This is a genomic window from Streptomyces sp. NPDC017095 (assembly GCF_044332325.1).
Lineage (GTDB): Bacteria > Actinomycetota > Actinomycetes > Streptomycetales > Streptomycetaceae > Streptomyces.
Genome location: NZ_JBIROU010000001.1, coordinates 301,672 through 314,053 on the forward strand (window position 1 = coordinate 301,672; position 12,382 = coordinate 314,053).

Annotated in this window: 12 protein-coding genes; 6 read left to right on the forward strand and 6 right to left on the reverse strand. The window is 76.4% G+C overall.

Going from position 1 to position 12,382, the window contains the following annotated elements:
* Complete coding sequence (locus tag ACH4OA_RS01095; RefSeq protein WP_397966982.1) at nt 1-921, reverse strand: DMT family transporter; 921 nt, start codon at nt 919-921, stop codon at nt 1-3.
* 7 nt (nt 922-928) lie between these two features.
* A complete protein-coding gene (locus ACH4OA_RS01100; RefSeq protein ID WP_397966985.1) occupies nt 929-1,777 on the reverse strand; it encodes an SDR family NAD(P)-dependent oxidoreductase in 849 nt (282 codons plus the stop codon).
* A 206-nt stretch (nt 1,778-1,983) separates the two neighbouring features.
* Between ACH4OA_RS01100 and ACH4OA_RS01105 the strand changes: the two genes are divergently transcribed.
* Nucleotides 1,984-2,184, forward strand: a complete 201-nt coding sequence (locus tag ACH4OA_RS01105) for a hypothetical protein (protein WP_397934991.1) — start codon at nt 1,984-1,986, stop codon at nt 2,182-2,184.
* 383 nt (nt 2,185-2,567) lie between these two features.
* Here the strand turns inward: ACH4OA_RS01105 and ACH4OA_RS01110 are convergent, their stop codons facing one another.
* Entirely contained in the window at nt 2,568-3,002 is a 435-nt protein-coding gene (locus tag ACH4OA_RS01110) for a protease inhibitor (RefSeq protein WP_397934992.1), read from the reverse strand.
* 456 nt (nt 3,003-3,458) lie between these two features.
* Here ACH4OA_RS01110 and ACH4OA_RS01115 point away from each other — a divergent pair, with 456 nt between their 5' ends.
* Entirely contained in the window at nt 3,459-4,622 is a 1,164-nt protein-coding gene (locus ACH4OA_RS01115; RefSeq protein WP_397966986.1) for a lactate 2-monooxygenase, read from the forward strand.
* Nucleotides 4,623-4,807: 185 nt separating this feature from the next.
* On the opposite strand, the gene ACH4OA_RS01120 is transcribed toward ACH4OA_RS01115, so the two are convergent.
* Entirely contained in the window at nt 4,808-5,185 is a 378-nt protein-coding gene (locus ACH4OA_RS01120; protein ID WP_365942264.1) for a toxin Doc, read from the reverse strand.
* Nucleotides 5,186-5,188: 3 nt separating this feature from the next.
* Complete coding sequence (locus ACH4OA_RS01125; protein WP_365942263.1) at nt 5,189-5,428, reverse strand: hypothetical protein; 240 nt, start codon at nt 5,426-5,428, stop codon at nt 5,189-5,191.
* Nucleotides 5,429-5,744: 316 nt separating this feature from the next.
* Here ACH4OA_RS01125 and ACH4OA_RS01130 point away from each other — a divergent pair, with 316 nt between their 5' ends.
* Complete coding sequence (locus ACH4OA_RS01130) at nt 5,745-8,141, forward strand: SpoIIE family protein phosphatase (RefSeq protein WP_397934998.1); 2,397 nt, start codon at nt 5,745-5,747, stop codon at nt 8,139-8,141.
* A gap of 4 nt (nt 8,142-8,145) precedes the next feature.
* Here the strand turns inward: ACH4OA_RS01130 and ACH4OA_RS01135 are convergent, their stop codons facing one another.
* Nucleotides 8,146-8,694: an RNA polymerase sigma factor gene (locus ACH4OA_RS01135; protein WP_365941875.1), complete on the reverse strand. Its 549-nt coding sequence runs from the start codon at nt 8,692-8,694 to the stop codon at nt 8,146-8,148.
* A 46-nt stretch (nt 8,695-8,740) separates the two neighbouring features.
* On the opposite strand from ACH4OA_RS01135, the gene ACH4OA_RS01140 reads away from it, so the two are divergent.
* The 3 genes from ACH4OA_RS01140 (at nt 8,741) to ACH4OA_RS01150 (ending at nt 12,375) form a co-directional block, all read left to right on the forward strand.
* Nucleotides 8,741-10,141 (forward strand): serine/threonine-protein kinase, encoded by a 1,401-nt coding sequence (locus ACH4OA_RS01140; protein ID WP_397966987.1) that lies wholly within the window; start codon nt 8,741-8,743, stop codon nt 10,139-10,141.
* A gap of 150 nt (nt 10,142-10,291) precedes the next feature.
* On the forward strand, nt 10,292-11,011 hold the full coding sequence (locus ACH4OA_RS01145) for a DUF4232 domain-containing protein (protein WP_397935001.1): 720 nt from the start codon (nt 10,292-10,294) through the stop codon (nt 11,009-11,011).
* 110 nt (nt 11,012-11,121) lie between these two features.
* A complete protein-coding gene (locus ACH4OA_RS01150) occupies nt 11,122-12,375 on the forward strand; it encodes an SLC13 family permease (RefSeq protein ID WP_397945650.1) in 1,254 nt (417 codons plus the stop codon).
* The last annotated feature ends 7 nt before the right edge of the window (nt 12,376-12,382 follow it).

Consider the following 12,382-nt stretch of genomic DNA (forward strand, 5'->3'; position numbering starts at 1 on the left):
CTACCTCCTCGGTGCGCGCGGAACCGTGGTGGCCGGGCCGGCCGCCGCCGGGTCGCCGGCGTCCCACTGCCCGCCCACGGACGGGGCGTGGGCGAGGCCGATGCTGCCCGCGCCGATCAGGGCGACGCCGACCGCCTCCGGCAGCAGGTTCAGGCCCAGGTGGATCGTCTCGGCGAACAGCACCCAGCCGAGGACGACGCTGGCGAGCGCGTCGCCGAGGGTGAGGGTGGGCTGCGAGGCGGTCAGCGAACCGGCGGCGAGCGCGCCCTGCAACAGCAGGAAGGCGACGAGGCCGGCGGCCCCCGTGGCGTACAGCGACCAGTGCCCGAACATCGCCGCGGGTCCCTGCGCGAGACGTCCCACGGCCTCCTTCAGCAGCGCCGCCGTGGTGGCGAAGGACACCGCCGAGGCCAGGCCGAGCAGCGCGGCCCGGGCGGCGCCGCGGACCGGGCGGGCGGCGAGCACGAGCAGGACGACGGCGCCGAGCGCGCCGCCGCCGCCCAGCAGCCAGGCCGCCGGCGGCGCGGTGGGCCGCCCGGCGGTCGGCGCGGCCGCCAGCAGGAACAGCGACAGCCCGCCGGCGAGGGCCAGGAACGCCAGCCAGGTCCGGGCCTCGGGGCGGCGCCGGAAGACGACGCTGCCGACGGCCAGGGTGAACAGCAGCTCGGCGGCGAGCAGCGGCTGCACCAGGGACAGGCTGCCCGTGGCCAGTGCCCCGGCCTGGAGCAGGCTGGACAGCGCCAGCAGCCCGGCGCCCGCGAGCCAGGAGCGGCGCCGCAGCAGATTTCCGAACCGGCGTACGGCGGATCCCGCCCCGCCGCCCCGGTCCGGCTCCTGTACGGCGGCCCGGCGCTGGAGGACCGAAGCGGCGGCGTTGGACAGGGCCGCGAGCAGGGCGAGCAGCACCGTGACCGCGGTCATGGCCCGCTCACCCGAAGCGGCCGGCGAGCCGCCGGTAGAGTCCGGGCGCGGCGCCGCGTACCCGGGCGGGCAGGCGCAGCCAGGCGGGGACGTACACCTCGTCGCGGCCGTGGCGTACGGCGGCGCAGACCGCGTCCGCCACCCGTTCGGCGGGCACGGGCCGGGGCCAGGACCGCGCGTAGGGCAGGCCCCGCCGGTCGAAGAAGGGCGTGTCGACCACACCGGGGACGACGTGGCTGACGCCCACTCCGGTGCCGCGCAGTTCGTAGCGCAGGGAGTCGGCGAAGGTGCCGAGGGCGGCCTTCGCCGCGGAGTAGACGGCCTCGCCGCGCACGCCGACGCTGCCGGCGAGGGACCCGATGAGGACGACGCGTCCCGAACCGGCCGCGACCATGTGGGGCAGCAGGGCGCGCACCAGGCGCACGGTGGCCAGCAGGTCGACGGTCACGATCTCGTCGATCCGGGCGGCGGGCATGGCGGTGAAGTCCCCGGCCCAGCCGACGCCGGCGCCCGCCACCAGCAGGTCGAGCCGGCCGAGGTGGTCCAGGGCGAGGTCGGTGAGCAGGCGGTCGGCGCCGGGCCGGGCCAGGTCGGCGGGGAGCGCGAGGGCGCCGGCCTGCGCGGCCACCTGCTCCAGTCGGGTGATGTCGCGGCCGTTGAGGACCAGCCGCCAGCCGCCCTCGGCGGCCAGCCGGCGGGCCACCGCGGCGCCGATGCCCGAGGAGGCGCCCGTCACCAGGGCGGCGCCGCCCCGCCCGGCCCGGCCGGGGCCGGGGGGCCGTGCGGCGGTCTTCTCCAGGGCCTGGGCGGGCCGGGTGCCGTGGGACGGTCCTGCGGGTGACGGGGCATGGGACATGGTGACGACCTCACTGCGACGGCGTGCGCGGGCTCGCTGACTGAGGGGGTCGAACCCTCGCGGTGTATCCAGGGCGCCACACACTGAAACACCGCGCACGGCGAGCCTCCGTCCCGCGGGGCCCCCGCCGGGTGCGGCGGAACGCTTGGGACGGCTTCGGCGGGTAACTCGCAGGAGAGATCACCACGACGGCGAAAGGAGACGCCATGCCGGGCGGGAACGGCCGTGACGACCACGAGGACCGGCCGGAGACGGCCGTGGAGGAGGTGCTCCGGGAGGTCGAGGAGGCCGGGAAGCGCGAGGACAAGCGCGACGAGGACGACCGGGGCAAGAAATCCTCGGGCGAGGCCGGGGACGCCATCACGCCGAACACCGGGGCCCAGGAGCAGGCCGAGGGCGACGGGTGAGTCACCGCGCGGCCGGGCCGTCCGGTGACTTCGCGGGGCGCGGCCGGCGAGGAGTGCGCTCCCGCGGGCCGGGCACCCGGGTCCGTGCGCGGCCGGCCGGGCGTTGCTCTGCGTAGACGTGGGCGCGGCCGCCGGCGTTCCGGTGTGATCCGCGCCACCTTCGTGTGCGCTCACGCACACGGTTGAAACCGGTTGTTTTTCGCCGCTCCCCGGGGAGGCCCCCCACGGGCCGACCCGGGGAGCGGCTGTGTGCCCGGGACGCGGGCGGCCCCACTCCGCCCGCCCGTCCCGGTGCGAGATCGCAGGTTCCCCGCTCCAGGGGGCCGCACTCCCCAGTTGCGGGCCTGATCCGGCGTCACGGGGACACCCTGCGATCCCGGTCTCTAGAACGCGAAGAGGCTGCCGCCGACGGCATCCCTCGCGCAGGTGTTGCCGAAGGTGCGCTCGTAGGAGACGCGCTGGCCCTGCCAGACGCCCTGGACGGTGACGACGACCGGGTCGTACACCTTGGTGCACATCACGCCGTCGACGGGCTTCAGGGCGTCGAGGTCGCCGCCGAGGCCGCGCAGCTCCGCGCAGGCCTGGGCCGGGGCGGGGTGGGTGCCGGAGGCCGTGGGCGCGCAGCTCAGGGTGACGGCGCGCTCCGGCGTGGCCGTGGCCGCGTCGTCGCCGTGGCCGGTGGTGAGCACCAGCGCCGAGGGGGCGTAGAGCGACGACGGGGCGGCGCCCGGTGCGGCGACGGCGGCCCCGGTCAGGGGTCCGCAGACGGCGGCGGCCGTGAGGCCGAGGGCCGCTGCCCAGCGCGCGGTGTTCCGCATTGTGTGCATCCTTCCGCTCGAACAGACGAGGTGCCGGCTCCTGCCCGGTCGGGGCGGTGGAGCGGCGTGCGCCACTCTGCCGAGTCCGCGGGCGAAACTCACATCGAACCCATGGGTTTCGGTAACCTTTCGTGTTGAATCAGTGGCGCGAAGTCACGGAATTCGAACGTCGGGGCCCCGCAACAGAGCGGTTCCCCCGGTAGGGAAACGGCCGGATGGCCGAAAGTCAGCGGTTCGTTAATCGTCCTGAAACATTCCGACTCCGCCCCCTCCGCGTCCCTTCATGACTCCCTGTGTTCATGAAGTGATCACCAGGAGCCGGGCCGTCCGCCATCCCGGGACGGACCGGCCCGCGCCCCGTCCGCGCACCGGACCGGCACCCGCACCCTCCTCGCCCGACGTACCGGTCGGTATCGTCGGGCGGGCATGCGGCCGACGACTGCCGGGGAGGGACGGATGGGGCAGCACTGGGCGGACTTCCAGTACGAGATCTATCTGAACGGGATGACGGGCACGGTGCCCCGGCTGCCGACCGATCTGACCCGCCTGGAGGAGCTGGCCGAGCACCGGCTCGGTCCCGGTCCGGTGGGCTATGTCGCGGGCAGCGCGGGCGACGGCGGCACGGCCCGCGCCAACCGGGCGGCCCTGGCCCGGCGCCGGATCGTCCCCCGCGTGCTGCGCGACGTGCGAGAACGGGACCTGACGACCGAGGTGTTCGGGCGGACGCTGCCCGCGCCCCTCGCCCTGGCGCCGGTCGGCGTGCTGTCCCTCATGCATCCGGACGCCGAGCCCGCCGCCGCCCGGGCCGCCGCCGCGCAGGGCGTGCCGTTCGTCCTGTCGTCGGCGTCGAGCACGCCGCTGGAGCGGGTGGCGGAGGCGATGGGGGACGCCGAGAGGTGGTTCCAGCTGTACTGGGGCAAGGACCGCGAGGTGACCCGCAGCTTCCTCGCCCGGGCGCGGACGGCCGGCTACTCGGTGCTGGTGGTCACGCTGGACACGCCCCTGCTGGCGTGGCGGCCCCGCGATCTCGACCAGGCGTACCTGCCGTTCCTGCACGGGGTGGGCACCGCCAACTACTTCACCGATCCGGCGTTCCGGGCCGGTCTCGCCCGGCCGGTGGAGGAGGACCCGAAGGCGGCGGTGCTGCACTTCCTCGGCCTGTTCGGGGACGCCGGCCACACCTGGCCCGACCTGGCCTTCCTGCGCGAGCACTGGGACGGGCCGATCGTCCTCAAGGGCGTGCTGCACCCGGACGACGCCCGCCTCGCCGCGGACGCCGGGATGGACGGCGTGGTGGTCTCCAACCACGGCGGCCGGCAGGTGGCCGGCTCCGTCGCGGCCGCCGACGCGCTGCCCCGGGTCGTGGACGCGGCCGGCGACCGGCTGACGGTCCTGTTCGACAGCGGGGTGCGCACCGGCGACGACGTGTTCAAGGCCCTCGCCCTCGGCGCGCGGGCGGTCCTGCTGGGCCGGCCGTACGCCTACGGACTCGGTCTGGACGGCCAGGCGGGCGTGGCACACGTCATCCGCTGCCTGCTGGCGGAGTTCGACCTCACCCTGGCCCTGTCCGGCCACGCCGCCTTGGACACGGTGGACCGGACGGCACTGGAACCGGACTAGGTGCGCTGTCCCGGGGCCCGGCCCTCGGCGCGCGCCCCGTGTGCGGCGGACGCGCGCGCCGGCCCGCCGCGCACGCTTCCCGGGCGTGCGCGGCCGGTGGTGCAGTGGGCAGCGGCCCTCTCCGGAGGGCCCGGTCCCGGCCGGCGGCCCCGGCGGCCTCCCCCGCCGGCCGGGCCGGCCGCGGGTCAGATCTGCCAGGAGCGCAGCCGGTCGGCGGCGCCGTAGACGTCGGTCTTGCCGGAGATCAGGTCGCGGGCCAGGTCGACGAGGGCGCCGTAGGGCGGGTCGATGCCGGCGTCGCTGACGAACATGTAGGCCACGGCGGTGGCGCAGGCGAACCGGGCGTTGGCCGCGGGCAGCGGCTTGAGCACGGCCAGGGTGTGCAGCAGCGCGGCGGCGCGCCAGGCCGCGTCGGAGTCGACGCCGAGCCGGGGCGGGTCCACCCGGTGCCGGGCGACGGCCGCGACCAGCGCGGAGAAGTCGTCCACGGCGGGCTGGTCGGGCAGGACCTCCTCATGCCGCTGGAGCAGCCAGGGGACGTCGATGTGGATGACGGAGGGCATCGGTCAGGCGGCCCGGCCGCGCACGGGGCGCTCGTCGTCCGGGAAGGCCGCCGCGAACTCCTCGGCGTGGCCGGCGAAGAAGCGGCGGAACGCCTCCGCGCCCTCCTGGAGGGCCCGGTGCCGGGCGATGTCGGCGGCGGCGGCCTCACGCACCAGCGCCTTCATCGACGTCCCGCGCTCCTTGGCGATCTGGCGCAGGTCCTCGAGTTCCCGATCGCTGAACTCCACGTTGAGAGCTGGCATGCCTCCACGGTACCGCGCGGGTACTCGCGCGTAAATACGCGCAGGTGGGGCGGCACCCGTCGCGGTACCGGCCGGGGCGGTCCAGAGGGCATGGCCGGTCGCGGACGAGCGGGTCGCGGCGATCCGCCGCGCCCGGCCGGCCGGGTGCCGCGGACCCGTTCCCGGCCGCCCCCGGCCGCTCCCGCCGGGTCCGGCCGGGCGGCCGGGCGGCCCGCCGGGGCCCGGCGCCGGCGTCCACGGAAGGTCGTGAAGCACTACGCTGGGACACGGGTGGTGCCACCTGTTCACTGTGAGTGTGCCCTTGGGAGCGGCGACGATGAGCCGGGTCTATCCGTTCGACGATGCGGCCACGGCCCGCGCTGTCATCGGCGACGACGGCACGCTGGTGGAGTGGAACGAGGGGGCCCGGCGCCTGCTCGGCCACCCGGCGGACGCCGTCGTGGGCCGCCCCGCCGCCGGCCTGCTGGCCGCTGCCGCTCCCGCGCCGCCCGCCGGCCCCCGCTGGGCGGGCACGGTCGGCCTGCGCCACCGGGACGGCCGTACGGTCCCCGTGTGGCTGCTCGCCCACCACCTCCCGCCGCGCGACGGGCACCCGGGCCACTGGCTCGTGGTCACCCCGCTCCCCGGCGCCGAGCCGTCCGCCGCGCGCGACCCGCTCGCCGACGCGGGCCTGGACCAGTCGCCCTGCGCGATCTCCGTGTACGACGAGCGGCTGCGGCTGCGCCGGATGAACGAGGCGATGGCCGCCGTCGTCGGACTGCCGCAGGAGCGGGTGCGGGGACTGCGGCTCGCCGAGATCGGCGGCAAACCGCAGAGCGAGGAACTGGAGCGGAACCTGCTCAGGGTGCTGACCTCGGGCCGGCCGCTGGACGTCGAGATCTTCCTGCGCACCGGCGGCGAGGACCGGGCCCACGCCTGGCTCGCCCGGATGGCGCCGGTCCGGGACGCCGAGGGCCGGGTGCGGGGCGTGTGCATGACCGCGCACGACGTCACCGACAACCAGCGGGCCCGGCAGCGGCTGCACCTGGTCAACGAGGCCAGCGTGCGCATCGGGACCACGCTCGACGTCACCCGCACCGCCCAGGAACTGGCGGACATGTGCGTGCCCGCGCTCGCCGACTTCGTCACCATCGACCTGCTCGACCCCCAGGAGTACGGCGGCGAGCCCCCGGCCCGCGTCACCGCGCCGGTACGGCTGCGCCGCGCCGCCCACCAGTCCGTACTCGACGGCGTGCCGGAGGCGGTGATCGCCCCCGGGCAGACCGAGCGGTATCCGCGGTCCTCGCCGCAGGCGGACGCGCTGGCCCAGGGACGCACCCTGACCACCTCGGCGGCGGACGGCGCGGCGGACCCGCGGCCGGCCTGGCACGGAGGACGCGATGAGCGGGTGCGGCGGTACGGCATCCACTCCTCGATGTCGGTGCCCATCCAGGCGCGCGGGCTGACCCTGGGCATCGCCGTGCTCACCCGGCACCGGCGCCCGGAGGCGTTCACCGCGGACGACGTGCTGCTGGCCGAGGAGATCACCGCGCGGGCCGCCGTCTGCATCGACAACGCCCGCCGCTACTCGCGCGAGCGGGAGACCGCGCTCGCGCTCCAGCGCAGCCTGCTGCCCCGCACCCTGCCGCGCACCGCCGCGCTGGAGGCGTGCTCGCGCTATCTGCCGGCCGCGCGCGCCGGGGTGGGCGGCGACTGGTTCGACGTGATCCCGCTGTCCGGGATGCGGGTCGCGATGGTCGTCGGGGACGTGGTCGGGCACGGCATCCAGGCCTCGGCCACCATGGGCCGGCTGCGCACCGCCGTCCGCACCCTGGCCGACATCGACCTGGCCCCGGACGAGCTGCTGACCCACCTCGACGACCTGGTGCTGCGGCTGTCGGACGAGTCCGGCGGCGCGGACGCCTCCGGTGCGGACGGCGGTCCCGGCGAGGTCGGCGCGACCTGCCTGTACGCCGTCTACGACCCGGTGTCCCGGCGCTGCACCCTGGCCCGCGCCGGGCATCCGCCGCCCGTGGTGCTGCGGCCGGGCGGCGCGCCGGAGGCGCTGGACGTGCCCGCCGGTCCGCCGCTGGGCCTGGGCGGGCTGCCCTTCGAGTCCACCGAGGTGGAACTGCCCGAGGGCACCGTCCTCGCGCTGTACACGGACGGGCTGGTGTGGGCCCGGGAGCGGGACCCGGAGACCAGCCGGGAGCTGCTGCACGAGACGCTGGCGGCGTACGCGGACTCGCTGGACGAGACCTGTGACCGGGTGCTGCACACGCTGCTGCCGTCCGGCGGCGCCCCCGACGACGTGGCGCTGCTGCTCGCCCGCACCCACGGCCTGCCCGCCTCGCAGGTGGCGAGCTGGGACATCCCGGCCGACCCGGCGCTGGTCGCGCCGGTCCGCAAGCAGGTGGTGGAACAGCTGGCCGCGTGGTCGCTGAGCGAGGCGTCGTTCACGGCGGAGCTGGTGGTCAGCGAACTGGTCACCAACGCCATCCGGTACGGCTCCCATCCGATCCGGCTCCGGCTCATCCATGACGCCTCCACGCTGATCTGCGAGGTCTTCGACAGCAGCCACACCGCCCCGCACCTGCGCCGGGCCAAGGTCTTCGACGAGGGCGGCCGAGGTCTGCTGCTGGTCGCCCAGCTCACCCAGCGCTGGGGCAGCCGGCACACCGCGGAGGGCAAGACGATCTGGGCCGAGCTGCCGCTGTTCGAGGAGGACCACTGACGGGTCAGGACACCGTCAGCCAGGGCCGTATCCGCTTGCGGGCCTCGTGCAGCCGGGACTTGAGCGTGCCGAGCGGGATGCCGGCGCGCTCGGCGGCCTCGGCGTAGTCCAGTTGGCAGATGTCCCGGTAGACCAGCGGCGCGACGAGCTGCGGGCGCTCACGCTCCAGGCGCTCCAGGGCCTCCAGCAGATCGACCCGGGAGCCGGCGATGACGCTGGTGGTGCGCGGGTCGACGGCGTGCGCCGGCTCGATCACGGCGGGCTGTTCGGCGGCCCGCCGCTTCAGTTCCCGGTACTTCTGCCGGCAGCAGTTGGCGACGACCGTGTACAGCCAGGTGCCGAAGCGGCTGCGGCCCTCGAACCCGGAGATGTGCCGGGCCACTTGGAGCAGCACGTCCTGGGCGGCCTCCTCGGCGTCCTCCCGGCAGGGCAGGAAGCGCCCGCAGCGGCGCACGGTCTCGGGCCGGATCTCGGCCAGCAGCCGGTCCAGGGCCGCGCCGTCACCTGCGGCGGCCCGCCGCGCGAGGTCCTCCACCGGCGCCTGGTCCTGCATGGGACGGCCCCCTCCGCGTCGGTCCCGGCCCAGGCATGATAGTCGTATGCGTCCCCTGGAGCGGATCGGCCGGTACCGTCTCGAACGGCCGCTCGGCAGCGGTGCCTTCGCCACGGTGTGGCTCGCCCACGATCCCGGACTCCAGGCGCCGGTGGCGGTGAAGGTCCTCGCCGAGAACTGGTCGCAGCGGCTCGACGTCAGGGAACGCTTCCTGGCCGAGGCCCGGTTGCTGCGCCAGGCCGGTTCCGGCCGGGTGGTGCAGGTCTACGACATCGGTGAACTCCCGGACGGCAGGCCGTACTTCGTAATGGAGTACGCCGGCTGCGGAACCCTCGCCGACCTGCTCGCGGGCGGTGTGCCGCCGGTGCCGGACGCGCTGGCGCTGACCGCCGAGGCCGCGCGCGGTGCCGCCGCGCTGCACGAGGCGGGCATCGTGCACCGCGACATCAAGCCGGCCAACGTGCTGCTGCACACCGCCCCGGACGGCGCCCGGCGGGTGCTGCTGGCCGACCTGGGCCTGGCCAAGAGCCTCGCGCAGGCGTCGGTGCTGACGCTGGCGGCGGGTTCGGCCGGCTACCGGCCGCCGGAACAGGCCGAGCCGGGCGCGGGCATCGACGAGCGGGCGGACGTCTACAGCCTGGGCGCGGTCGGCTACGCGCTGCTCACCGGGACCGTGCCCGGACCGCCCGGCAAGGTGGTCCGGCCGCGGCGGCTGCGGCCGGAGCTCGGCGAGGACGTGGAGCGGGCGCTGCTGCGGGCGCTGGAACCGGACCGGGAGCGGCGCTGGCCGGGCGCCCTGGCGTTCGCCGAGGAGCTGGACCGGCTGGCCGCGGGGCCGGTACGGCGGGTGCGGGCCGGCCGGGTGCCGCGGCGGCCGGCCGGGCGGCGCGGCCGGTTCCGCGGGGCGGCCCTGGCCCTCGCCGCCGTCCTCGCCGCCGTCGCGGTCCCGGTGACCGTGGCGGCGCACCGGGGCGGCGGCGGGCCGGACACGGTGCGGATCACGGACGCCGGCGGGCGGGTGACGCTGGCGGTGCCCGCCGGCTGGGGCCGCGAACTGCGCGGCTCAGGCTGGGACCCGCGCGTGCTCGGGCTGGCGGCGGGGCACGAGCCGGGCCTGGTGGTGGCCGACGACCTGTCCCACTGGTCCGATCCGGCGGCCCCCGTCGACGGGGTGTTCGTCGGTGTCAGCGCGCGCGGCGGCGTCACCGCCCGGGTCAGGGCGCTCACCCATCCGGGTTGCCGCCATTCGGGCGCCCGTGCCTTCGCGGACGCCGCCTGGCGCGGCCTGGTCCGGTCCTGGAGCGGCTGCCCGGACGGCGGTTCGGTCACCGAGTGCGCGCTGGCCCCGGCGGGCGGCGGCGCCCGGCCGCAGGTATATGTGCAGGTGCGTCAGCGGGGCGACGACGGCGCGACCGCCGGCGTGCTGCGCTCCCTGCGGGTGGCCTGACCACGCCTGCCGGGGGCCGCGGCGGGGAAGAGAACCCGGCGTGCTCCGAACTTTTCCGGCGGTCCGCGCATCGGACGGTGGGAACGGCGCACCCGGCGCCCAGGCACGCGTGCGGTCGCGTGCCGTGATTCTTCAGGAGTGTGGAGCGACATGGTGCACACCCCCCGGTCCACGCGGCACGGGGCCCTGCTCGTGGGCACGGCCGCCGTGCTGGGCCTGCTGACCGCCTGCGGCGGCGGTGACGGCGTCCGCGGCGGTCCACCGGTCACGGACTCCGGTACGGCCGCGCCCGCGCGGGACACCCCGAGCGCCCCGGCGTCCACGCCGGCCGCCCCGCCCGGTACCCCGTCCGCCTCCGCCTCGCCCACCGCCGCCACGCCGGCCCCGCCGCGCGGGACGGCGTCGTCCACGGGCCACGGTGGAGCGGCCCCGTCCGCGACGGCCGCGGCCGGCTCCCGCTGCCACACCTCCGAGCTGCGGGCCGCCGTGGGCCGCAACGACCCGGGCGCCGGCCAGGAGAACTTCCCGCTGGTGCTCACCAACGCCTCCGGCCGCACCTGCACCGTGCGCGGCTATCCGGGCGCGGCCTTCGTGAACCGCTCCGGTGCCCAGCTCGGCGCGGATCCCCGGCGTGCGCCGGGTTCCGCGGTGACCGTCACCCTGCGGCCGGGGCAGAGCGCCTGGGCCGGGCTGACCTTCTCCAACCCGGGTGTCAGCGGTGCGAAGGCGGCCACCCCGGCCGTGCTGGTGGTCACCCCGCCGGACGAGCGGGACCCGTTGAAGGTGAGCTGGCCGGGCGGGCCGGTACCGGTGTCCGGCACCTCCTCCGCCGTCCGGCTGACGGTGCTCGGCCCCGGCACCGGTCCCTGATCCGCCGGCGGAGTTCCCCGGCGCGGCGGGCACCGGGTCGTCGTCACCCGTTCGCTGCGGTCTGTTTTCATGGGCGGGCACCCTGGTGATCACCTCCGGAAGGACCCGCCCTGAACACCCCGCTCGCCGAGGCCCTGTCCGCCGTCCTGCTGGCCGCCGTGCTGGTCTGGGCCGTCGTACGGCCCTTCGGGCTCCCGGAGGCGGTGCTGGCCGTGCCCGCCGCCGGGATCGCCGTCGCCACCGGCGCCCTCTCGCTCGGGCACGCCCGGGCCGAGGCCGAACGGCTCGGCCCGGTGGTCGGGTTCCTGGCGGCCGTGCTGGTGCTCGCCCATTTCTGTGACGTGGAGGGGCTGTTCCAGGCGTGCGGGGCGTGGATGGCCCGCTGGGCGGCGGGGCGGCCGGTGCGGCTGCTGACGGCCGTGTTCGCGCTGGCGTCGGCGATCACCGCCGTGCTCAGCCTGGACGCGACGGTCGTGCTGCTCACCCCGGTGGTCTTCGCCACGGCCGCGCGCACCGGCGTACGCCCCAAACCGCACGTGTACGCCTGCACGCATCTGTCGAACACGGCGTCGCTGCTGCTGCCGGTGTCCAATCTGACGAACCTGCTGGCGTTCGCGGCGAGCGGGCTGAGCTTCACCCGGTTCGCGGCGCTGATGGCGCTGCCGTGGCTGGCCGCGATCGGCGTCGAGTACCTGGTGTTCCGGCGGTTCTTCGCCCGGGACCTGGCGGCGGCGGCCGTGGCGGACCGGGAGACCGGCGCGGCACCGCGGCTGCCGCTGTTCGCGCTGGTGACCGTGGGCTGCACGCTGGCCGGGTTCGTGGTGGCGTCGGCGTTCGGCGTCGAACCGGCCTGGGTGGCGGCCGCGGGCGCGCTGGTGCTGGCCGGGCGGGCGCTGGTGCGGCGCCGGGCGAGCCCGCTGACGGTCGTCCGGGCGGCGGCCCCGGCCTTCCTGGCGTTCGTGCTGGCACTGGGCGTCGTGGTGCGGGCGGTGGTCGACAACGGACTCGCGGACGTGCTGGGGCGGGTCGTGCCGGGCGGCACCGGGCTGACCGCGCTGCTCGGGACCGCCGCGCTCGCCGCCCTGCTGGCCAACCTGATCAACAACCTGCCCGCGGTGCTGGTGCTGCTGCCGCTGGCGGCGGCCTCGGGGCCGGGAGCGGTCCTCGCGGTCCTGCTCGGCGTGAACATCGGCCCGAACCTGACCTACGCCGGGTCGCTGGCCACGCTGCTGTGGCGGCGGATCGTGCACCAGCACGAGCACGACGTGGACCTCGGGGAGTTCACCCGGCTCGGACTGCTCGCCGTGCCGTCCTCGCTCGCCGTCGCGGTGGTGGCACTGTGGGGATCGCTGCGGTTGCTGTAGCGGTGCG

What these genes read in the sequence shown, in the direction of transcription:
- ACH4OA_RS01095 (WP_397966982.1), bottom strand. Translation starts at nt 921, where the DNA reads ATGACCGCGGTCACGGTGCTGCTCGCCCTGCTCGCGGCCCTGTCCAAC.
- ACH4OA_RS01100 (WP_397966985.1), bottom strand. Translation starts at nt 1,777, where the DNA reads ATGTCCCATGCCCCGTCACCCGCAGGACCGTCCCACGGCACCCGGCCC.
- ACH4OA_RS01105 (WP_397934991.1), top strand. Translation starts at nt 1,984, where the DNA reads ATGCCGGGCGGGAACGGCCGTGACGACCACGAGGACCGGCCGGAGACG.
- ACH4OA_RS01110 (WP_397934992.1), bottom strand. Translation starts at nt 3,002, where the DNA reads ATGCGGAACACCGCGCGCTGGGCAGCGGCCCTCGGCCTCACGGCCGCC.
- ACH4OA_RS01115 (WP_397966986.1), top strand. Translation starts at nt 3,459, where the DNA reads ATGGGGCAGCACTGGGCGGACTTCCAGTACGAGATCTATCTGAACGGG.
- ACH4OA_RS01120 (WP_365942264.1), bottom strand. Translation starts at nt 5,185, where the DNA reads ATGCCCTCCGTCATCCACATCGACGTCCCCTGGCTGCTCCAGCGGCAT.
- ACH4OA_RS01125 (WP_365942263.1), bottom strand. Translation starts at nt 5,428, where the DNA reads ATGCCAGCTCTCAACGTGGAGTTCAGCGATCGGGAACTCGAGGACCTG.
- ACH4OA_RS01130 (WP_397934998.1), top strand. Translation starts at nt 5,745, where the DNA reads ATGAGCCGGGTCTATCCGTTCGACGATGCGGCCACGGCCCGCGCTGTC.
- ACH4OA_RS01135 (WP_365941875.1), bottom strand. Translation starts at nt 8,694, where the DNA reads ATGCAGGACCAGGCGCCGGTGGAGGACCTCGCGCGGCGGGCCGCCGCA.
- ACH4OA_RS01140 (WP_397966987.1), top strand. Translation starts at nt 8,741, where the DNA reads ATGCGTCCCCTGGAGCGGATCGGCCGGTACCGTCTCGAACGGCCGCTC.
- ACH4OA_RS01145 (WP_397935001.1), top strand. Translation starts at nt 10,292, where the DNA reads ATGGTGCACACCCCCCGGTCCACGCGGCACGGGGCCCTGCTCGTGGGC.